Raw genomic sequence first — 21,417 nt, 5'->3', positions numbered from 1 at the left:
GACCCGATCCGTCAGGCGCCGATACTCGACCGGGGTGGAGCGCCGCCGGACCATTCGTCCAGCGTCTCGTAGAGGCGGGCCGCCGAGATCGGCTTGCTCAGGTAAGCATCCATTCCGGCCGCCAGGCAGCGCTCCGCATCCCCTTCCATCGCGTTCGCGGTCATGGCGACGATCGGAATGTGCTGGCCGGACTTGGCCTCGCGGTCGCGGATGGCTCGCGTGGCTTCGAAACCGTCCATCACCGGCATCTGACAATCCATGAGCACGAGGTCGAACGGCATCTGGCTGAGCATCGAGAGCGCCTCCTCCCCATGATTGGCGATGTCGCAGTGGAAGCCTGCACGGTCGAGCATGGCCTTCGCAAGGCGCTGATTCACCGCGTTGTCCTCGACGATGAGGATGCGCGTCTTGGAACGTTGATGCAGAGTCATTTCCGACGTCGCTGAGGTCTCCCTCGTGGACTTGACGAGTCGGATCTGGTCCTTGGGGTCATCGCTGAGGATCTCCCTCAGGCTCGACTCCAGCGAGGATTGCTTCACCGGCTTGCGGAGCTGCTCGGTGATGCCCTGCGCACGAAGCTCCTTGACCCTGCCCTGGAACGAAACGGAGGTGAGCATCAGGACAGGGACGTCCTTGAACTTCTCCATGCCGTGCAAGCGTTCCACGACCTCGAGACCGTTCATCTTCGGCATGTGGAAGTCGAGAACGAAGATGTCGGGGACTTCCTGAAGCTCGTCGACGAAGCGGACAGGGTCCCCCGAGGCGACGACCTCCATGTCCCACGACTCCAGCTGTCTCTTCAGTACGAAGAGGTTGGTCTCGTTGTCGTCGAGGCAAGCGGCGCGTTTCCCCTTCAGGAGGCCGGCGCGGGGCCGCAGTGCGGTCGCGCCGTTCGCGCTGCGCTCGAACTCCAGCGTGACGATGAACGTGGTTCCTTCGCCCTCGACGCTCTCGACGTCGAGTTCGCCGCCCATGGCGCCCACGAGTCCCTTGCAGATCGCGAGCCCGAGCCCTGTGCCGCCGAAGCGTCGCGTCGTGGAGGCGTCCACCTGGGTGAAGGCCTCGAAGAGCGCACCGATACGATCGGCAGGAATCCCGATGCCCGTGTCGCGGACTTCGAAGCGGAGCTTGGCTCGCTCGTCGCTGCACGAGACCACGCCGACGTGGAGGTGGACCTCGCCGTCTTCCGTGAACTTCAGCGCGTTGCCCAGCAGGTTCGTGAGGACCTGGCGCATGCGCGTCGGGTCGCCGACGAGATGTCCGGGAACGTCGCTCGGAAGCAGCGTGACGAGCTCGAGGTTCTTGTCCTGGTAGCGCGGCCCGAAGATGTCCCCGAGATCCTCGACGATATCCCGGAGATCGAAGTCGATGGCCTCGACCTCGAACTTGCCAGACTCGATCTTGGAGAAGTCGAGGATGTCGTTGATCAGCTCGAGGAGCTGGTCGCCGCAGCGGCGTACCGTCTCCAGCATCTCCCTCTGCTCACCGTCGAGCTCGGAGTCGAGCACCAGCCCCGTCATGCCGATCACGCCGTTCATCGGCGTGCGGATCTCGTGGCTCATGTTGGCGAGGAAGTCGGCCTTCGCGCGCGCAGCTTCCTCGGCCATCTCCTTGGCCTGGATGAGTTCGACGTTCGTGGCTTCCAGCTCCTGCGTGCGCTCCAGAACGCGCGATTCCAGCGTGAGCTGGTGCGCCTGGACAGCCTGTTCGCTCGTCTCCAGCCGGTCGAGCATGCGGTTGAACGTTTTCGCGAACGCGCCGATCTCGTCCCTGGTGTTGACGTCCACGCGCCGGGCGAGGTTGCTGTCCTCGGTGATCGCTTCGGCGGCGGCGGCCATCGCGAGGATCGGCTCCGAGATACGGCGAGAGACCCAGCGCGCCAGCGTCCAGGCCAGAACGAGACCCAAAAAGCCCACCGCCAGGGCCTCCAGCAGGCTCTGGATCATCACGGCGCGCAGCGGAGAAAGGTCGGCCTCCACCTGGATCCAGCCGAGCGTCGATCCGTCCTTGATGATGGGACGCACCAGTCGAAGCGTCGAGTCGACGGTCTCCTCGACCTTTCCCATCTGCTCCAGCACAGCGGTCTGGGCGATGCCCTCCGTCGACCAGCCTGAGAAGAATTCACCGTCGGCGTTGAAGACCCAGGCGCCCGTGATGCTCTCGTCGTTCCTGATCGCTGAGAGCGCCTCCATGGCGTAATCGTCCTGGAGGAACTCCAGCGCGGAGCGACAGTTGTATCCCGCGCTGGCCGTCGCGACCCGAACCGACTCGAGCGCGCGCCGCTTGGAGAATTGCGCGTGCCGGGTGACGAGGATGGCGGAAGTCAGGCACAGGATCAGCGTCGTGGTCCCGAGGACGGCGAAGTTGACCTTGCGGCGGATGGAGTCCTTCTTCAGCATCGCCATCGCCGCCGAGCCGACATGGGGAGGACTTCGGAAAGGACGCCCTGGTTCGTTTCGTTCCGCTCGCGATCCACTGAATCTCTGCCCGGCCTGGAAGCAGCTGTGCAGTCAACGAATGCGATGGCCGCACCCGAGGGCCCGTGGGCCCGCAGATTGGCCGGCGCAGGGCCGTTCGGGATCGAGGAGCTGGAAATCATGGATGGGGCCCCGCGAGCACGAGGAGCCATCTCAGCCATCGAGCCGATAGGGGAATCCCTTGAGGACGGACCCCGGAATTCGCGGCTCCTCCGCAGAATCCGAGCTGCTGACCCTACCCGAACTACTTCCGGACGAGGAACTGGACCTGCAGCGACTTCTCGCCGTCGATCACGGTCACGAAGTCGACTCGCCCGTCGCCGTCGAGGTCCGTCGCCCGGAACTGCCGGTCGTCCTTTCCTGCCCAGAGCGGCGCTCTCGCCGCGACGGCCGCTCCGCTCGTGGCATCCCTGAGTGCCTTCCCAGGGGCGACCGCGAAGGCATCGAGTTCGCCCAGATCGATCACGCTCTCGCCGCCGTCGTCGAGGCGATCGAGGTCTTGGATGATCACGCGTTCGATGAGTCCGTCGATGCCAGACTTGAGCGTGAGGTTCTCGAACTTCTGCTCTCCGGGAGCGCAGTTCCTGTACACCACAAGCTGCCCGTCCACCTCATCCACGACGTCGTCTTCCTGGCCGTCCCCGTCCCAGTCGATCCGGCGCGCCGGGATATCCCACTGGGCTTCCAGCTCCTTCGCGATCTCGTCGAACTCATCGAACAGCTTGAAGAGGCGCGGCACCCGGAGCCCCAGGGTGGTGCGCTTCGTCGGTTTCCTGGCGAAGAGTCCGTCCTCGTTGCCATAGGTGAACACATCGAAGTCGAGCTGCCCGGGGACGACGAGGTACTTCAAGAGCCTCGCGAGCGAGACGCGCTCTCCGCGCACGACCTGCAGGTCGGGGCGCGCGTCGCCCGTGACGTTCCGCACGAAGAAGTAGAGCACGTTGCCGCTCGCCTTCAGGACCTGGTCGGGCTTCTTCACGATGCCCGTGGCGGCGCCGCCGAGGTAGATCTTGAAGGTGCCCTCCGAGCCGATCACGAGGTCCTTCGGGAATTCGCCGTCGAGGTCTTCGACCCGCCACTGGGCGAACCCGCTCACGACGCTCAGGAGGTCGTCCAGGTCGACGTCGCTCACGCTCGCGCCGTTCTTCAGCTCGGAAAGGTCGAGCTCCCAGGTGGGCACGGCTTCGATCTCCGGGCGCGCCAGGTGGAAGGCGACCCGCTCCTCCGTCTCGCTCACGAGGTCCTGCGTCCCGTCCCCGTCCACGTCCGACATGCTGAACCACGGAACGCGGATGTTCTGGCCGAACGTCGAGGAGAGCCGATTCGGATCTCCCAGGTCGTAGTCGATCTCGGGTTCGTAGGCGACCTCGATCGGGGGCGACCAGGCGAGCGTCCCCGGGGTGCTGGCCCCGGAGGCCGTCTCGCCGGAACCAGCGGGGAGGCCGCGGTTCATGCGGAGGTGGAAGCGTCCCGGTCCAGGGAGAACGAGGTCGAGTCGGTCGTCGCCGTCGATGTCCCGCGCGAACGGGACGCGCGCGACGCCCGCCGGAAGGTACGTCGCCGTCTCGAAGAGCTTCGCGCGCTCGCTCCAGCCCGCGGCCTCGTCGAAGGTCATGGACGTGATCGACCGGCCGTCCGTGACGAGCAGCATCTCGGTCCGTCCATCGCCGTCCAGGTCCGCCAGGTCCCAGCCCACGTTCGCATCGACCCACGGAAAGAGGGTTCCCGTCTCCGCATAGACGCCGGAAGGACGCAGCTGGCGCACCAGCACGCCACTGCCGTCGATGCGTATCAGCTCGAGCGCGCCGTCCCCCGTGAGGTCGCGGAGCGCCAACGTGACGCCGCGGCGGCTCACGCTCACACGCGTTTCCGTGAACTCGACCACGCCGTCGATGGTGGACGTGGCCCCGGCGGCCGCCGCGGACAGCCCGAAAAGTGCGCAGCCGGCGCTGAGGAACGACGTTCCCCTTGGCTTCGATGGCCCCATGATCAGCGCTCCTGGGAAAGGTAGACGGTCAGGATGGACTCGGACCCGCTCACGATATCGCCGAGCCCGTCCCCGTTCAGGTCCACGACGGAGAGCGAAGTGACGGAACCGCGCGACGAGTACTTCTTCCAGTAGCCGTCGTCGATCGACCAGGAGTCACCGCTGAAGAACGATGATTCCTTGCGCAGACGACGGACGCCCAGCTCCCCCGCGAGGTTCACCTCGACGAGGTCCGCGACTCCATCGCCGCTGCAGTCCATCTTGAGCACGCGGTTCGCGAGCACCGCGGCCACACCTTCCTCGTCGAAGGTCTGCGACTGCTTCAACGCCGGCCGGCGCGAGAACGTGCCGTTCTTCTCCCCGAGGTACATCAGGTGGCTATAGGTGAACTCGAGGCCGGTGACCGTCTCCAGCATCGTCGGCAGCTCGAAGCTACGGAGCGCGAGGTCCGGTCGCCCGTCCCCGTCCACGTCGGTGACGGTCGCGCGCAGCTCGGCGGCCGTGAAGCGGAGGACCTGGTTCGGCTTCTCCGGAAGGAGCTGATCCTTCCCGGACAGCATCACGTAGATACGCCACTCGGCGTTCTCGAAGCCGTCGACGTCTTCGCTCCAGATTCCGAGGATGTCGAGCCTGCCATCGCCGTTGATATCGACGAGGCGCATCGCAGCCTTCGTATTGTCATGGGTCAGGTAGTCGGGCACGGTCTCGACCCGCGAGGGCTCGCGGGGGATCCCACCAGGACCCGAGAGGTGAACCCGCAGCTGTTTGCCGTCGAGCAGCAGCATATCCCGCCTGCCGTCGCCATTGACGTCCACGAGCGCGGGCGCCTGGATGCGAAAGCTGTCGTCGACGAGGCTCTGGGTGGATCCGGATCCGAGGAACGGGCGGAGGCTGTCGCCGACCGTCGCACTCAGGCGCACGCGGCGCTGCCGCCCGTCACGCTTGGCCTCGGCGGCCCGACGCTCCTGGTCCTCCGGGTCGTTAGGAGCCGAGTCCGACGTCCCCTGGAAGGTGCTCAACGCGCGCCACGGCAGCTCCCCGTCCTCGGCCGGGGCTGCCGCGGGCCGCGGACCGAAGATCCGGAAGCCTCCGCGCTGGGGGAGGAGCAGAAGGTCCGACCCGTCCTCGGCCTCCAGCACGTAGTTCCAATACGGCAGCTCGCGCGGACTGGGAACATCGTAGAGAAGATCCATCTCGCAGAGCTTCCGGATGTTCCCCTTGTACTCGGAGAGGCGCGGATCGAAGGACCACGCCCCCTGGCGAGTGAGCAGCACGAGTTCGTTGCCCTCGAGATCAGGCCGCACGTCGGCGATCGTCCAGGCGATGATGTCCTTCAGGATCGGGATCGTCCGAAATGGCTCCGGTTCGATCGCCTTCGCCGTCATCCGGTGGAAGCGCAGCTCGCGCTCCCCGCGGTCGGTTCGGACGGCCAGGCCGAGCTCCTTCGGGCCGTCGCCCTCGATGTCGACGAACTGCCAGTCGAGCAGCGAGCCATCGATGCGCACCGACGCATCGATGTAGGAGGCATCCAGGGAAGTCGTGGCGCCGGAAGACGCGCCTGACGACGCGGCGAGGCCGAGCGCGAGGAGTGAAGTGAAAGGGATCATTCGTCGAGCGCTCCGACGCCACTGGACCACTGGAAGAAGCGCAATACGGTCCAGTTCTTCTCCGATCCCTCGCGCTGGTAGCGGAAGAGCGAGATGAAGTAGAGATCGAGGAGGACGAAGCTCTCGCGGGTCCGGTCGGCCGCGGCGTCGTAGGTCGCGAGCACGGGGACGGAGAACCGCGTGAGTCGCCGCCCTTCGTCCTGGAGCGTGATCTCGACCTCCGACTCCCTGCCCGTTCCAGGCGCCTCCACGCGCAACTCGACCGTCTCGCCGGGCGATCGACCGATCAGTCGTCGGACGAGCCCGCGACCCGAGACGATCCGCTGGTCGTCCAGAGCGATCACGCGCGTACCGAGCGGAAGATTCCCGACCGGCCCGTCTTCGGCTCTGGCCACGAGCACCGCCCCGTCGTTCGTTCCCCAGGCGCCGCGCGTGCGGGCTGGGTCGAGGACGTAGGCCTCTTCGGCCATGGGATCACTCGCCGAGCCGCCGCCCTTCAGCGTGATGGTGACGTCGAAGACGGTGTCCCCGCGCTGCATACCGAGGGTGACCTGATCGCCGCCCTTCGCGGAGCCTAGCAGCGCAGCGAGGTCGCTGGGCGTCGCCACGCTCGTTCCATCGAAGGTCAGAAGCACGTCGTCCACGCGAACGCCCGCCGCCATCGCGGGCGAGCGCTCTATCACGGAGTGAACGCGCACGCCCGGATCGAACGACAGCTCTTCGAGGGAACCGGAATCGTTCTCGCGAACGTCCAGCCCGAGGAAGGCGGTGCTGTCCACGGTCGGGATCGCCCACTCGAGCGTCTCCGGCAGCGGGTCGGGGATCGAGCGATCGGGGGCGGACTGGCAGGCGCCGAGGAGCGCCAGCGGGACGGCGATAAGAGCGGGTAGGAGGGACCTACCGCGTGGGAGCGAAGAGGGAGTCATCGGCGCTCATCGTGGGGGAGTGCGCCTTCAGGTTCCAGCACGCGGTCGATTCGATTCCTGTGAAGGCGAACGATCTCTCATCCGGCGCGGCCCTCTCCCCGGGAACGGCGCCTCTAGATCGGCCGTTTGCGTAGCGCCAGGGCCGCCAGGGCCACGAAGACGACCGCCTGGATCGGCGGAAGAACGGTGCCCATGTTGATCACGGCGTCCGGGAGCCCCGCGTCCGAGTAGGCGCGGGCAAACCCGCTGAGTTCCTTCATGGCGGAGCCGTCGGCGAACGTCGGCGCGTGCGTCGCGAAGACGTAAAAGCGGCCTTCCCCGGCGTCTTCCTTGAAGACATCCCAGAGCAGGATCGACGCCAGCGAGCCCGCCAGCGCGAGGACCGGCCCGCGGGAAAGGCTGGAGATGAGAAGGCCGAAGGCGTGCACGGCGACGAGTCCCGCGGCCACGGGCCTGAGGGACCGCATCATCTCGGCTCGAACCTCGGCGCCCTGGAAGATCGTGAAATCGGACTCCACGAGGTCGCCGAAGTCGCCGCCGACCCCCAGCGTCGCGAGGTAGGCGCCGAGGCCGGAGAGCGCGATGATGAACAGAACGAGGATCGGGCCGAGCAGCGCTCGCCCGACGACTGCGCCGCTTCTGGAAGCCGAGCGCGTCACGGCGAGCCGCAGGACTCCGGTCTCCCGGTCTCCGGCGATAGCTCTGGCCGACTGAACCAAGAGCAGCGCGGTCCCGAGCATCAGGCCAGCGCGCCAGCCATCGACCAGCATGGCCCAGCCGGTGCCCTCGGTCAGGCCGATCTGGTCCTGGCCACTGGCGGCGCGTTCGATCGCCTTGGCCCGCGCGGCGAGGCCAGCCGCCCAGACGCGCAGCGCCGGCACCAGTGCCAGAAGCACGCCTGCCACGAACCCGGTCCGTGATGTACAGAGACGCACGAACTCCGCGCGCAGAACCCGAAGTGCGCCGCTCACGCCGCACCTCCCGATTTCGCGGTCGCCGCGCGCGCGCGGCGCCGCTCGTCGACGAGCGCTTCGAACGAAGCCTGAAGCCCCATGCGCTCCTGGGCAAAGTGCAGGAGCCCCGCCCCCGATTCGGTGAGGGCGCTCGCGATCTTCTCCCCCGGGGTCCCGGGCGCGTGGATGCGCCAGGTGCCGTCCGGGTTCTCGACGAGTTCTCCGAGTCCTGCAAGGCCCTTCGCGGCGGCCTCGGGTTTTTGAACCTGGATCTGCCACGTGCCTGGCTTGCCGAGGTAGTCCTCCAGCGGGGCTTCCTTCACCACCTCTCCGTCCAGGATCACCGCGGCGTGGGTGAGGATCTCCTGCATCTCGTGGAGCCTGTGGCTGGAGATGATCAGCGTCTGGCCGTCGGCCTTGAGTTCCTCCAGTAGGCGCAGCATGCCGCGCACGCCCATGGGATCGAGGCCGGAGAGCGGCTCGTCGAGCACGATGAGTTCCGGCTGGCCCATGATCGCGCCCGCGATGGCGAGGCGTTTCTCCTGGCCGAGGGACAGGCCGCCGGAGCGTCGCTTCTCGAAACCCGCGAGACCGACGCGTTCCAGCGCATCGCTCATCTGCCGACCGCCACCATGGCCGCGAAGCCGCGCCTGGTAGCGCAGGTTTTGCCGGATGGTGTGCCCGCGGAGCAGCGCAGGGACATCGAAGACGCAGCCGACCTTGCCCTTCGTTCGATGGAGCTTCGTCGCGGGCTCTCCGAGCACGCGACACTCACCGCCGGAGGCCGACAGCAGGCCGAGGGCGCAGGAGAGCGTCGTCGTCTTGCCCGAGCCGTTCGGGCCGAGCAACCCGTACATCTGGCCGCGCTCGACCGTTAGATGAACGTCGCGAACCGCCACGGTTGACCCGTAGCGCTTCCAGAGTCCGCGGACTTCGAGTGCTGCGCTCATCGAATGCCCCGCGCCCTGGAGTCGCCGCGCCTGCCTTTCCCTCTTTGCATGGACGCAAACTACCGAGTCCGAGCCTGATGAGTCCACGGAGTCCGCTCAAGAACGGCGTTCGGGTGGGAATCCCCTCTTTGCGAGGGACCAAACGGTGAACCGGGTGCAACCCTGAAGCCCCCCGTGGCTAGCCGGAGAGGACGGCCGGTTCTCCGGTCGTTTCGGGCGCCCCGTCGTGGGAGGATGGCGGGGTGCTCTCTACTACCTCACGGTCTGCGAATCCTTCCGTCCCGGGGAGTCGCCGCGGAAGGAGGCCGACGCGTCGGACTCCCACCAGGCCTTCCAGTCCGACGGACGACCTCGGCCTGGAGTCTGTCCTGTGGTCAGCGCCAGTGCACCCAGGAAGGCCCGGCGCTCGACCGAGATCGTGGCGGTTTCGAGGCTGATCACGCTCGCGCCCAGCACGGACCCCTCGAGCAGCGTGTTGATCACCGGGTCCGCGATACTGGAACGCGCCGCCACCTCCACGTCGAAGTCCTGGACGTAGGCGCGCTGGGTGCCGATGAAGATGTAGCCGCGCGGAGGGCGCTGACTGCCTCCGGAGCTTCCCTGGGCGAACAGCGTCAAGGCGCGATCCATCAGCGGCTCCACGAACACCGAATCCCGCGTCGAGCCGAGGGCCTCGGCGGCCCGCGTTCGAACGGTGGAACTCTTCGACCCGAGCGCTTTCACGAGCGGGCCGCAGACCTCCGCGGAACCCATATCCGCGAGGCCGAGCGCGGCGCTTCGACGGACCTCGACGGAAGGGTCGTAGACGGAATGGAGGAGCAGAGCGCGCGGGTCCTCGGTCGAGAAGAGCCTGCCCATGGCGAGGGAGGCGAAGCTGCGTCGTCCTGTTTTTCTGGAGCGCAGGTCCTCGTGCAGCGCCGCCAGCAGCTCCCCGCGCGGCGCGGCCGTGGCGAGTCGTTCGACGATGGCCTCCGCCACCAGATGGGACCCGCGCGATCCGATCTCGCGCAGCTCCTCCAGCTCGTTCTCGGCCCCGCGCTCCGGCAAGCCAGCCACGAACCTGGCCACCTGACCGGCGGCGACCATCCGCAGATCGAAGTCGCGCGGGAATTCCTCCACGAGCCTGTCTCCGAGCTCGAACGCTTCTTTCAGCAACCCCGCGCCGAGGGTCCACTCGAGCAGGTCCGCAGGCTCGAGCCCGTCCTTCTTCTTGCGAGCATCGAGTTCATCCAGGAGTTCGGATTCCAGGAACACGGATTCGACCGCGGCGGAGGGAACGTCGGTCCAGCCGCGCTCGAGCTTGACCTGCCACTGGCCCTCGTCCGTCATCCGGCTCTTCCCGCGCAGAATTCCGCCCCCGGTCGTCTGCAGAATGCGGCGTCGAGCCGGTTCCGGGCGTTCGTTCGAGACCGGAGCGTTCGGCTCCTGGCGGTCGAGCGTGGCCCAGCTGGGGAAGGAGCCCGAAAACGGGCCCGCGGTCAGGACGAGGGCGAGGGCGGTGTGGAGCATGGCGACATTCAGGCGCTTCTGGGATGGGGCAGCCTGGGGTGGACCAGAGATAGCCCTCATGCGCTCCTTCGTAACGATCTGTCTCTCAATCCGGCGCAAAATCGACGGGTGCCGGTCCCCAGACGAAAGCACCGAACTCCGCGGTCGAGCGAACGGGCAGACCCCTCCGCTCCAGTTCTTCCCGCTGAACCGGAGGGTCGCTTCCGCTGACCCAGACCTCACGTGGCTGGAGGTGGTCCAGGAGCCAGCCGAGATGGCGGGTGGCCGAGCCGTGGTGGGGCAGCAGCAGGGCGTCCACGGGCCCCGGTTCCAGGTGGGCCGGAGTGGACCCCGTCGCGTGCAGCATGGCCGCCAGCCCGTGACCCTCGGCGTCGCCGGACAGAATGACCCGCCAGGTCCGTCCGTCTTCGGCCCCCTTCGGCGGCGTCCAGCGCACGTCCAGCATGCTGGAGCTCTCGTTGCTGTCGAAGTCTCCGCCGTGAACCGCGAGAATCTGGAGCGCCGCCCGCCGATCGGTCACGCGCTGCACCCCGGGGCGAAGGGGGATTCTCCTGATTCCCGCCAAGGGGTCGGCGTCCACGCCAGTTGCCTCCTCCAGGGTCGGACGCGGCCCCACCCAGGCTCGAGCAGGCCAGCGCCGGACGATCCAGGGCAACGCGCCCGCGTGATCCGAGTCGTCGTGGGAGAGCGAGATGCAAAGGCGTCCGACGTCCAGCGATCGGAGGAGCGGCGCGACGGCGCTCCGGGCGACGCCGACACGGTCGCGGGAGCCCGCGTCGACGATCCAGGTGGGTTCCCCGGGCGCGCGCACGACGACGGCCGTCCCGTTGCCGACGTCGAGCACATGCACCTCCAGCCCCCGGGCCCGGGCCATGGGACGCTCCATACCCGTCGTGAGCCCGGTGTCGGGGAGCAGCGCCAGCCCGTAACCCACCGCGCCGAGGCGCAGCCAGAGCGCGGAGCGCCGCGCCGCTCCGCGCAGGCCCACGAGGCAGAGTAGCGACGAGCCGCCGAGCCAGAGCAGCGATCGATCAGGAAGCGGAAGAGGCGACCAGGGCACACCATCCGCCCAGCTGAGGAGGGCGAGCATCCGTTCGGCGGCGTGGGCCAGCGCCCGGAGAAGTGCGTCTTGCAGCTCGGCCGTCGCCCACGACCCGGGGAGCGCCGCCACGGCCAGCCATGCCCAGCCTCCCACCACCAGCACGACGAGGGGCAGGAATGCCAGGGGCGTCGCGACCATCCCGACGGGGCTGAACTCGCCGAACCGGGTCCAGACGACCGGGAGCGTCGCCATCGAGGCCACGATCGAGGTGCCGAGAGCGATCGCCGTCGCGCGCATCCCGCGCAGGCAAATCACGCGCAGCCACGGGGAACGTCGCCGTCCGGAGGGCCACGTCGGTCGCACGTCGCCTCCGCCGGGGAAGAGGCCGAGAATGCGCCGTGAGGCAGGCGAAGCAGCGGCGATGAGGGCGGCGGTGGCGAGGTACGAAAGCTGAACCCCTGCGCGCAGGGGCGCGATCGGGTCGAAGGCGATCTCTGCCACCATGGCGACACCGACGAGGTTGAGCCCCAGGGCGCGGCGGCGAAAGCGGGGCGCCAGCGACGCGAGCGCCAGGGCCATCGCAGCGCGCGCCGCGGGCGCGCCCTGCCCCGCCAGCGGGATGAACGCCAGCGCGAGCGCGGCCGCAGGTAGGGCGGGTGAAGGGCGCCAGGTTCGACCTGTGAGCGCGGAGAGGAACGCCGCCACGGCACAGAGACATCGCGCCATGGGGAGCGCGATGATCACGCCGAGGATGCCGACGTGAAGGCCGGAGAGCGCCAGCATGTGTCGCGTTCCGGTCCGCGTGAACAGGTCGGCGATCCCCTGCGGAAGGTGTCCGGTCTCGCCGAAGAGCAGCGCGGAGAGGAGCCCGGAGAGAGCCGGCTCTCCCTTGTCGCCGAGTTCGTCGAGGCGCTGAACACCCGAACGGCGAAGGTCCCGCAGGATCGCGGCCCCCGTCAGGTCACGCCCGGCGGATCCAGGACGAAGCCGAACGATCTCGTCGGCCAGGGGTTCCCGTGGCAGAGGCCGGTCCTCGCGCGGGAGGTCGCGACTTCGAGCCCAGCGCCGCTCCATCGCCGTGGGCAAGATCGCGATCAGGTCACCGTCCCCGAGCGCGCCTTCGGTGGCGCGCAGATTCGACTCCACGGCCAGCCCTGGTGCATCGCTCGCGGGCGCGGCGAGGCTCCAGTCGATCTCCCCCCGTCTGCCGAGGTGCCTGTGATCCCGCACGACTCTCCCGACGCGCCATTCGCCGGCTCTGGCGGCGGCCTCTGGCGATGCGGCCGAGCGCGCGGCAACGGGTGCGATGCCCGCGCGACCCGCAGCTGCCAGCGCGAGGATCAGGAGCCACGTCCGCGTCCGGCGCGCGCGGGCCTTCGGTCGCGAAGCCCAGGCGGCGAGGAGCCCGAGCGCGAGAACCATCGCCCAGTTCTGCCAGTCGAGCCAGTTGCCCACACCCGCCAGTCCGATGCCGTGCCCCAGGGCGGCGGCGCACGATAGAACGCCGGCCACGCCGAGGGCGGGGACTTCGGTCGGCGCCCGTCTTTCGGAGAGTGGCTCACGTGAGACGGGCGCGGCGGACTCGGGGGTGGAAGGGAGATCCATACCAACGAGGGACCGCGCCACGGTGGCGCCGGTTGCGGATAGGATCTGCGGCCATGAGCAGCGCCCACGAACGACACGCCGTCTTCCCCGGAACGTTCGATCCCGTGACCTTCGGGCACCTGGACCTGATCCAGCGAGCGGCCCGGCTCTTCGATCGGCTCACCGTCATCGTCGCGGCGCACCATGACAAGCGGCACGTCCTGTCGGTCGAAGAGCGCCTCGAGCTGCTCCGCGGCGCGACGGCGGGCCTCGAGCACGTGGACATCGTTGCCCTGGATGGTCTCCTCGTGAACGGGGCGAGGTCCCTGGGCGCGACCGCCATCGTCCGCGGGATCCGGAGCGCCGCCGACCTCGAGTACGAGCGCCAGCTCGCGCTCACGAACCGCGCCATGGCCTCCGACATCGAGACGGTTCTTCTACTCTCGTCGTCCCAGCACGCCCACGTCTCCAGCACTCTCGTCCGGCAGATCGCCCGCCTCGGCGGGGACCTGACGCCCTTCGTCCCGCCGTCCGTCATCGACGCGCTGGCGGGCCGATTCGAGGACTGACGCCCGCCCTTCCAGTATCACCTTTTCCAGTCGACCCACCGAAGCCCCATGACCAACGAACGCCAGGCCGTCTCGACCCTCAACGCTCCCAGCGCCATCGGCCCCTACCACCAGGCGATCATCGCCGGCGGCATGGTGCATTGCTCCGGCCAGATCGCCCTGGACCCCGTCTCGATGGAGATCGTCGAAGGGGGCGTCGCCGAGCAAACCGTTCAGGTGATGAAGAACCTGGAGGCCGTCCTGGAGGCCGCCGGGTCGAGCCTGAAGCGCGCCGTGCGCTGCACGATCTTTCTCGCGGACATGAACGACTTCGGCGTCGTCAACGAGATCTACGGGCGGGCCTTCGAGGGCGTCGAGCCGCCCGCGCGCGCCACGGTCGAGGTGAGCCGACTCCCGAAGGACGTCCGCGTCGAGATCGACTGCCTCGCGCTGGCCTGAGATCCGGGATGGGCCTGAAACCCGGCAGGGGCGTACCCCTGGCCCGGTTTGGGCTCGATGGGAGGAGCGGTCCGGCCTCCTGCTCGCTACCCTCTCCGGCATGAGCGTCTCCTGTGGAATCGTCGGGTTGCCCAACGTCGGCAAAAGCACCCTTTTCAATGCCCTGACCGCGGCCGGTGCCCAGGAGGGGAACTTCCCCTTCTGTACCATCGAGCCCAACGTCGCCGTGGCCGCCGTCCCGGACGAGAACCTGGAGACGATCCACCGCTACATCAAGACGGATCGGGTCCTCCCGGCGTCCGTCAAGATCGTCGATATCGCGGGCCTGATCGCGGGCGCGTCGAAGGGGGAGGGGCTCGGCAACAAGTTCCTCTCGAACATCCGTGAGACGGACGCGATCATGCACGTCGTGCGCTGCTTCGGCGGCTCGAAGGTCGTGCGCGAGGAGCCGGTCGACCCGATCAAGGACATCGAGGTGATCGAACTCGAGCTGGCGCTCGCGGACCTCGACACGGTCGATAAGGCCATCGACCGCGTCTCGAAGAAGGCGCGCTCCGGGGACAAGGAGCACGTCGAGATGAAGGAGCTGTACGAGCGCGCGAAGGTGATGCTCGAGAACGGCGATCTTCTGCGCGCGGCACCGTGGACGGAGCGCGAGCGGTCGCTCTTGAAGCCGCTCTGCCTGATGACGACGAAGCGGATGCTCTACGTCGCGAACGTGACGGACGATGACCTCGACGGCAAGTCGGACTACGCCCAGGCCGTCGCGAAGCGCGCCGCCGAAACCGGCTCCGAGTGGATCCCGATCTGCGGCGACATCGAGTCCGAGCTGCGGAACATGGAGGACGAGGAGCGCGATGCGTTCATGGAGGACCTCGGGATCACGGAGCTGGGTCTCAGCCGTCTGATCCAGGCGACCTACAAGCTGCTCGGCCTGCAGACCTACTACACGGCAGGGGTCAAGGAGATCCGTGCGTGGACGGTCCACGAGGGCTCGAAGGCCCCGCAGGCGGCGGGCGTCATCCACACGGACTTCGAGAAGGCCTTCATCCGCGCGGAGGTCTTCTCGGTGCCGGATCTCGTGCAGTTCGAGTCCGAAGCGGCGATCCGAGCGGCGGGCAAGCTGCGCACCGAGGGCCGCGATTACGTGATGCGCCCCGGGGACGTGTGCCACTTCCTGATCGGGAAGTAGCTTTATTTGGCGGTACCGTACCGGGTTCGAATCCGCCACCTTTCGACCCCTCGATGAATCGCGCATCGGCTTGGCCGATGCGCGATTCATCGAGGGGTCGAAAGGTGGCGGATTCGAACCCGGTACGGTACCGCCAAATAAAGCCAATCAGCTACCGAACGTGATCCTCACCCCATCGGTGAAGTTCGACGTCGGGAAGCCGAGCAGCGAGTCCCGGTGCCAGGCCTGGAACGACCACGACTCACCGACCGCCGCGGGCACGAGACCCGTCGGCTGCGGGATCGCCGTCACGTCGATCGTCAGGCTGAAGCTGCCCGCCGCTCCGGAGTCCTGGATCTGACCCGGGCCCACGTAGCGGCCGATGGCACCGCCGAGGCACAGGTTGCCCGTGCTTCCCGCCGGATTCGGCGTGAACCCGCGCTGTCGGCTGGCGATGAAGAAGCCGAAGGCGTTCAACGGAAGGCGGCTCGCCACCAGCGTCACGTCGTTCGCCGCCAGGCTCGTCGAACCCGTGGCGTCCAGGCGCCCGGTCACCCCGGTGGAGTTGGTGGCCACCGGATCGCAGAACACGATGCCGAGGTTCGTCGTGAACTCGAAGGCTCCCATGTCGATCGGCGCACCCGGGCCCGTGTTCGCGGTGCCGGGCTCGTCGAAGACGCGGCGCGCTCCGTCGAAGTCGGCGGCGAAACCCGCGGGGATCGGGCCGGTGTCGCCCGCGTCGATGGCGGGCGAGGGGAGCGCGAGGCGGAAGTCACCGTTCGCCAGGTCGACGAAGTTCGGGTCGGTCGCCAGGTTGCCCGCGCCGCCGGCGAAGCCGCCCTCGACGATCGAGTACGTCACGTTCGCGGCCGAGTTCACCTGGTTGGCCGATGCCTGGGCGCCGCCCGGACCTTCGTTGTCCCAGAGGATGCAGTTCGTCGCGTTGACCGTGGCGCCCTGGGAGCGGATGCCGCCCTGGGCCTGGGTCGTCGAGGAGTTTCCGACGATCGTGCAGTTGGCGATGCGCGTCGTGCCGCCCGAGCCGACCCAGAAGGCGCCGCCGCCCGAGCTGCCCGTCGCCACGTTGCCGACGAAGACGCTGTTCACGACGGTCGCATTGGCCGTCGAGAAGATTTCGAGCGCGCCGGCGCGCGCCGCCTGGTTACCCTCGAAGTAGCAGCCGTCGAACACGATGGGGCCGCCGCCGGCGATGTCGAACGCGCCGCCGAACGAGCCGCCGCGGTTGTCGATGAACGAGCAGCCCTCGAAGCGCGGGGCCGAGCCGTTGACGTAGCCCGCGCCGCCGCCGAAGGTGCAGCTGTTGTCGATGAACACGCAGTTCCGGATCGTCGGCGAGACGCCGCCGGTGCAGAGGATTCCGCCCCCGCGGTCGTTGCTGCTGCCGCCTCCGTTCGCGTTGCCGCCCTGGAGCGTGAACCCGTCGAGGATGGCGGTCGAGTTCGTGCCGCCGGTGCGAACGACGTGGTAGGCGTTCTCGGCGCGCGAGCCGCCCGTGGCGTCGTCACCCGCGAGGTCGGCCGAGAGAATGCTCACGGCTGTGCCGAAGGCCGGGCGCCCGTCGGGCGACGTCTCGCCGCCCGCGAAGCCGCCGAAGATCCGCACGTCGTTGGCGAGGCGGAAGGAGGTCGCCCGCGCGCCGACGGCGGCCGGGACGTAGGTGCCGTCGGCCACGAAGATGTCGTTGCCGGGGACGGCGATGGCGAGGGCGCTCTGGAGGGCGTCCGGGCCCTGGAAGGCGTTGCTCCAGGAGGAGCCGTCGTTGGCGCCGGTCGTGAGATTCGCGTCCGCGAAGAGCGTCTGCGCGGAGGCCGTCGAGGCGAGGAAGGTGGCTGCTACGGCAGCCAGGGCGAAGCGGGCGGTCATGGAAGAGAGGCGGAGAGTCGGCCTGGGGTTCCTGAGACGGTCGGATGAGTGGGGCGCGTGGCGCCCGCGATGCGACCATTCAAACGCCTGGGGCGCACGAGCGGTTCCCGAGAGCGAAGAGAATGGGGGCGGGCTTCCCCGGAGGCGCTAATCTGTTCGCTCATGCGACCCAAGACGCTCCTTCTCGCGACACTCGCCGCGATTCTCGCCGGGGGGCTTCTGTTCCTGCTGCCGGGGGCGCCTGGATCCGGCGGCGCGGGTCCCGTGACGGTGGGGCCCGCGGGTGCGTCCGTCACCGTCGAGTCGAGCGAAAACGTGCCGCTGGAGGGCCTTTCCAGCGCGCGAGAGCACCTGGTCGTCGAGCCCGCGCGGGCGACGACAGCGGATCCTCGATCGCCGACGCCCATGGGCCTCGACGGCTTCGCCCAGGTGGACCTCATCGTCCTCGATCGCGACGGCGCTGCGCTTCTGGGGAATGCCGGGTCATTGCCGCCGGCGGAACGCCACTGGATCCGTCCCGTCCTGGGACGCGGCCATCCTCCGGCCCACCGCGAGAAGCTGCCGGCGGAATCCCTGGTCGAACTCGGCTCGCTACCCCAGCGCGTCAGTCGCCGGACGGGCTGGCTCGACTCCTTCCAGCGTCCCTCCGGCGAGGTCTTCGTCGCCCTCGTGTTCGGGGACTACACGGTCGTATCGGAGCCGGTCGACCCTGGCGCCCGCGAGGTCGTTCTGATCTCGGACCTCGCCGAGATCGAGGGCATGTTCGCTCGACTGGAGGGCCGGCTGCCCGGGATGGCCCAGGCGTCCACGCTGGTGCGCGCTCGACCGGAAGCGCGTCCGGGTCCCTGGCCCGGCTACCACATCCCGGCGGTCGAGGCCGTGGGCGAGGGGGACCGGTTTCAGGTGTCGCTCCTCCCGCCGGGCCACGTGACCCTGCTCGTTCGTGGCGAGGCGTCCGCGCTCCAGCCCGCCCTCTTCGCGGCCAAGGAAGCGAGCGGACTCAGCGCGATCTCGCGCGGCGCGACCGTTCCGGACGTCGACCAGTGGAAGCTTCGCCTCGGCGTGTTGCAAAAACTCGACCTTCCGATCGCAGACCTCGAGATCGAACTCTTCCCCGGCGAGTCGCGCGATCTCGGTGTGCTCTCCCTGCCCCGCGCCGCCGCGGCGATCCTGGAGCTCAGCGACGACAAGGGGCGACCCGTCGATGCGACGAGCGTCGACGTGATGGTGCTCGGTGAGTCGAGCGCCGCCGCGCCCGTTTCGACGTGGACCTTCGAGTCGACGGCCTGCCTCTATCCGCTGCATCCAGAGCCCAGCGAGCTGATGGTGGTCCAGGGTGATCTCGGCGCGCTGGTGAAGCTCTTTCCCGCGTCGCTGAGCGCGAACGAGGGCACCACGGCTGTGCCGGTCCGGCTCACGCCGCTCGGCGTCGTGGCTCTGCCCGAACCCGGGCTCGGCGCGCCCGAGCCCGAACTCTGGACCGCGGAGCGCCGCCGCGTCCAGAACGACCCGCGCTGGGTGGGGAGCACCTACCTCGATCACGAGATCCGCGGGCGCACGCTGGCGGTGCCCGCGGGCGCGTACCTGGCTCGGATCGGAGCGCAGGGCGATCTCGCTGCGGTGACGGTTCGCTCGGGTGAGGTGCTCGACCTCCGGGGGGACGGCCGATGACGGCTCGCCCGAAGGAACCGATCGCCTACCGCCTGGCTCCATGGATCGCGGCGGCCCTCGCGCTCTTCGTCGTGGCCCGGGTCCTGGGTCCGGTCGTCGAGGACTCGGACGCTTCCGCCGTTCACGGCGCGCCGCGAACGCTCAGGCTCGGCGCTGCGGCCAGTCTCTCCGACGTCATGGAGGAGGCCGTCGCGCGCTGGAACGAGGCGACCGGTGATGAGGTGGAAGTCGTCACCGGCGCGAGTTCGACGCTCGCCCGTCAGATCCAGAACGGCGCGCCCTACGACGTGTTCGTCTCCGCCAACGCCGCGTGGATGGAGACGCTCGTTGCAGAGCGGCTCGCCGGTGCCGCAGACGTTTCCGTGATCGCGGAGAATCGGCTCGTGGTGATCACGCGACTCGCGCGCGGCGAGGCCCTGGGCGATCGCGCGCAGCCCTTCGATCGTTCCCTCTTCACCGATGCGTTTCCGAAGGCGCGCTGGGCGCTCGGCGATCCTGCGCACGTGCCGGCTGGCATGTACGCGAAGGAAGCGCTCGTCGCGCTGGGGGCCTGGGAAGCGCTGGAGCCCAGGGTCGTACCCGCGTCCGACGTGCGCGCGGCGCTCCGCCTCGTCGAGCGCGGCGAGGTCGAGTTCGGCATCGTCTATCGAACCGATGCGGCGCAGAGCGCGCGGGTCACGGTCGTCGCCGACGTGCCCTCGGATCAGCACACGAAAGCCGGCGTCCTGGTGGGCCGCATCCGTGACTCCCAGCCCGGAGCGGAGCTCCTCCTGGCCTGGTTGCGCGGCCCCACGGTGCGCGCGCTCCTGGAGTCCCGCGGCTTCGGCGTCGACGATCTCTGATGCCAGGCCTTCAGCCGGAAGAGTGGGAGGCGCTGCGCCTCTCCCTGCGCGTGGCGAGCACGGCCACCGCCCTCGTGGCGGTGCCGGGGATCGCTCTGGGCTGGCTGCTGGCGCGCAAGCGCTTCCCGGGCCGCTTCCTCGTCGACGCGCTCGTGCATCTTCCGCTCGTGCTGACGCCCGTCGTCGTCGGTTACCTGCTTTTGCTGCTCGTCGGCCGCCGCGGCCTTCTGGGCGGCGTGCTCGACGCGATCGGGATGCCCCTGGCCTTCACCACCGGCGGCGCGGTTCTGGCGGCGGCCGTGATGGCGCTGCCGCTGATCGTGCGCTCGGTGCGGACCGCCATCGAACTCGTGGACCCGGGGCTGGAGGACGCAGCGGCCGTGCTGGGCGCGGGGCCCTGGCGACGCTTCCGCACCGTGACGTTGCCCCTTGCCATGCCCGGCGTCGTCGCCGGGCTCGTGCTAGGCTTCGCGCGCAGCGTCGGAGAATTCGGCGCCACCATCACCCTCGCGGGCAGCATCGCCGGGGAAACGCGCACGCTGCCGCTCGCGATCTTCGGCGCCCTCCAGAGTCCCATGGGGGAGGACGCCGCGGTTCGCTTGACGCTGCTCTCGGTGGCGCTCTCTCTCTCGGCCCTCCTGCTCTCCGAGTGGTTCCTCCAGCGCATGCGCGTTCGCGGGGAGAGGCCATGAGCGAGGTACCTCTGCTCTCCTTCGAATGCCACCTGCGGCGGCCGGGCTTCCAGCTCGACGTGAGCGTGTCCGGTGAGCGCAGCCTCGGGCTCTTCGGCCCGTCAGGGGCGGGCAAGTCCACGCTGCTCCAGGCGCTGGCGGGTCTCACGGGCGCCGACTCGCTGCGGATCGAACTCGGCGGCGAGGTGCTCGTCGACTCCGGCTCCGGGCTCGTTCCCCCGGTGCATCGCCGGCGGGTCGGGATCGTCTTCCAGGAGCACCGTCTGTTTCCGCATCGAACCGTCGAGGCGAATCTGCGCTACGGAGCGGCGCGCATGGCTCCCAGCCGCTGGTCCGGGGTCGTCGAGATGCTCGGTCTGGGGGACCTACTCGGTCGTCGGCCGGCCCTCTGCTCGGGCGGCGAGCAGGCGCGGATCGCGCTGGGTCGAGCGCTCCTCGCGGAGCCGAGAGTGCTTCTCCTGGACGAGCCGTTCGCTGCGCTCGATCGGGGGCTGCGGCGCCAGCTCCTGCCTTACCTCCAGCGCGTCGTAAAGGACGCGCGAATCCCCCTCGTGCTGGTGAGCCACGACCTCGGCGATCTCCTCGCGGTCACGGAGTCGCTCGCGCTCCTCGACGGTGGGCGGCTCGTCGCCCGCGGTCCGCTGGAGGAACTCGTCCGAAGTCCGGAATCGCTGGACCTGCTCCATGATTGCGGCCTCGTCTTCAACGTACCGGGCTCCATCGAAAGCCGTGACGCGACCGGTTTGGTCCACGTGGCTCACCGCGGCCCGAGCGCGCTGCGCATCGCCTGCGGCGACGGCGCCGAGCTGGAACCTGGCTCCACCGTGGACGTGCGCCTGCGTCCCGAGGACGTGATCCTGGCGCTGCCGCCCGCGCCGCCAGCGCTGTCGCTGACCAATCAGTTACCGGGCACGGTCCTGCACCTCACCCGCGGCCAGGGGCGCACGCTCGTCTCCATCGAATGCGGCGTCGGCGTGCCGATCCTGGCGGAGGTGACGGCCCGGTCGGTCGAGCGCCTCGGCCTCGGGCCCGGCATGGCCGTGATCGCCATGATGAAGGCCCAGGCGCTTCGGATTCGTCCGCGGTACTGACAGACGCGGCTTCTTCTGGGGCGC

At 68.9% G+C, this 21,417-nt stretch carries 16 protein-coding genes; 7 read left to right on the top strand and 9 right to left on the bottom strand.

What is annotated here, in order from left to right; all coding sequences use genetic code 11:
* Positions 1-11: 11 nt before the first annotated feature.
* From Poly30_RS18780 to Poly30_RS18745, 8 genes are all read right to left on the bottom strand, one after another.
* The gene (locus Poly30_RS18780) at positions 12-2,399 is read right to left on the bottom strand and encodes a response regulator (protein ID WP_419190374.1); all 2,388 of its coding nucleotides are present in this window, start codon (positions 2,397-2,399) and stop codon (positions 12-14) included.
* A gap of 322 nt (positions 2,400-2,721) precedes the next feature.
* The gene (locus tag Poly30_RS18775; protein ID WP_145200719.1) at positions 2,722-4,464 is read right to left on the bottom strand and encodes an FG-GAP repeat domain-containing protein; all 1,743 of its coding nucleotides are present in this window, start codon (positions 4,462-4,464) and stop codon (positions 2,722-2,724) included.
* A 2-nt stretch (positions 4,465-4,466) separates the two neighbouring features.
* A complete protein-coding gene (locus tag Poly30_RS18770) occupies positions 4,467-6,071 on the bottom strand; it encodes an FG-GAP repeat domain-containing protein (protein ID WP_145200716.1) in 1,605 nt (534 codons plus the stop codon).
* The gene (locus Poly30_RS18765; RefSeq protein ID WP_145200713.1) at positions 6,068-6,997 is read right to left on the bottom strand and encodes a PDZ domain-containing protein; all 930 of its coding nucleotides are present in this window, start codon (positions 6,995-6,997) and stop codon (positions 6,068-6,070) included. The genes Poly30_RS18770 and Poly30_RS18765 overlap by 4 nt, the downstream gene beginning before the upstream one ends.
* Before the next feature lie 113 nt (positions 6,998-7,110).
* Positions 7,111-7,968 (bottom strand): ABC-2 transporter permease, encoded by an 858-nt coding sequence (locus Poly30_RS18760; RefSeq protein ID WP_419190373.1) that lies wholly within the window; start codon positions 7,966-7,968, stop codon positions 7,111-7,113.
* Complete coding sequence (locus tag Poly30_RS18755) at positions 7,965-8,900, bottom strand: ABC transporter ATP-binding protein (RefSeq protein ID WP_145200707.1); 936 nt, start codon at positions 8,898-8,900, stop codon at positions 7,965-7,967. The genes Poly30_RS18760 and Poly30_RS18755 overlap by 4 nt, the downstream gene beginning before the upstream one ends.
* Before the next feature lie 252 nt (positions 8,901-9,152).
* On the bottom strand, positions 9,153-10,409 hold the full coding sequence (locus Poly30_RS18750) for a HEAT repeat domain-containing protein (RefSeq protein ID WP_419190372.1): 1,257 nt from the start codon (positions 10,407-10,409) through the stop codon (positions 9,153-9,155).
* Between the two features lie 85 nt (positions 10,410-10,494).
* The gene (locus tag Poly30_RS18745; RefSeq protein ID WP_145200701.1) at positions 10,495-13,056 is read right to left on the bottom strand and encodes a ComEC/Rec2 family competence protein; all 2,562 of its coding nucleotides are present in this window, start codon (positions 13,054-13,056) and stop codon (positions 10,495-10,497) included.
* Positions 13,057-13,109: 53 nt separating this feature from the next.
* On the opposite strand from Poly30_RS18745, the gene coaD reads away from it, so the two are divergent.
* From coaD to ychF, 3 genes are all read left to right on the top strand, one after another.
* On the top strand, positions 13,110-13,604 hold the full coding sequence (gene coaD, locus Poly30_RS18740) for a pantetheine-phosphate adenylyltransferase (protein ID WP_145200698.1): 495 nt from the start codon (positions 13,110-13,112) through the stop codon (positions 13,602-13,604).
* Positions 13,605-13,652: 48 nt separating this feature from the next.
* Positions 13,653-14,042 (top strand): RidA family protein, encoded by a 390-nt coding sequence (locus tag Poly30_RS18735; protein ID WP_145200695.1) that lies wholly within the window; start codon positions 13,653-13,655, stop codon positions 14,040-14,042.
* 100 nt (positions 14,043-14,142) lie between these two features.
* Positions 14,143-15,234: a redox-regulated ATPase YchF gene (gene ychF, locus Poly30_RS18730; RefSeq protein WP_145200692.1), complete on the top strand. Its 1,092-nt coding sequence runs from the start codon at positions 14,143-14,145 to the stop codon at positions 15,232-15,234.
* A 147-nt stretch (positions 15,235-15,381) separates the two neighbouring features.
* Here the strand turns inward: ychF and Poly30_RS18725 are convergent, their stop codons facing one another.
* Positions 15,382-17,097: a right-handed parallel beta-helix repeat-containing protein gene (locus tag Poly30_RS18725; RefSeq protein WP_145200690.1), complete on the bottom strand. Its 1,716-nt coding sequence runs from the start codon at positions 17,095-17,097 to the stop codon at positions 15,382-15,384.
* A gap of 162 nt (positions 17,098-17,259) precedes the next feature.
* Between Poly30_RS18725 and Poly30_RS18720 the strand changes: the two genes are divergently transcribed.
* Genes Poly30_RS18720 through modC form a run of 4 tightly spaced genes read left to right on the top strand, consistent with a single transcriptional unit; the run spans position 17,260 to position 21,393 of the window.
* Positions 17,260-18,768 carry a hypothetical protein gene (locus Poly30_RS18720; protein WP_145200687.1) on the top strand — a complete coding sequence of 503 codons (1,509 nt, stop codon included), beginning with the start codon at positions 17,260-17,262 and terminating at the stop codon, positions 18,766-18,768.
* Complete coding sequence (modA, locus tag Poly30_RS18715) at positions 18,765-19,610, top strand: molybdate ABC transporter substrate-binding protein (protein ID WP_145200684.1); 846 nt, start codon at positions 18,765-18,767, stop codon at positions 19,608-19,610. The genes Poly30_RS18720 and modA overlap by 4 nt, the downstream gene beginning before the upstream one ends.
* Positions 19,610-20,302: a molybdate ABC transporter permease subunit gene (gene modB, locus Poly30_RS18710; protein WP_145200681.1), complete on the top strand. Its 693-nt coding sequence runs from the start codon at positions 19,610-19,612 to the stop codon at positions 20,300-20,302. The genes modA and modB overlap by 1 nt, the downstream gene beginning before the upstream one ends.
* The gene (gene modC, locus Poly30_RS18705; protein WP_145200678.1) at positions 20,299-21,393 is read left to right on the top strand and encodes a molybdenum ABC transporter ATP-binding protein; all 1,095 of its coding nucleotides are present in this window, start codon (positions 20,299-20,301) and stop codon (positions 21,391-21,393) included. Before modB ends, modC begins: the two co-directional genes overlap by 4 nt.
* The last annotated feature ends 24 nt before the right edge of the window (positions 21,394-21,417 follow it).

The organism is Saltatorellus ferox (assembly GCA_007751475.1).
GTDB lineage: Bacteria > Planctomycetota > UBA1135 > UBA1135.
This window is presented reverse-complemented; position numbering and strand designations above follow the sequence as displayed.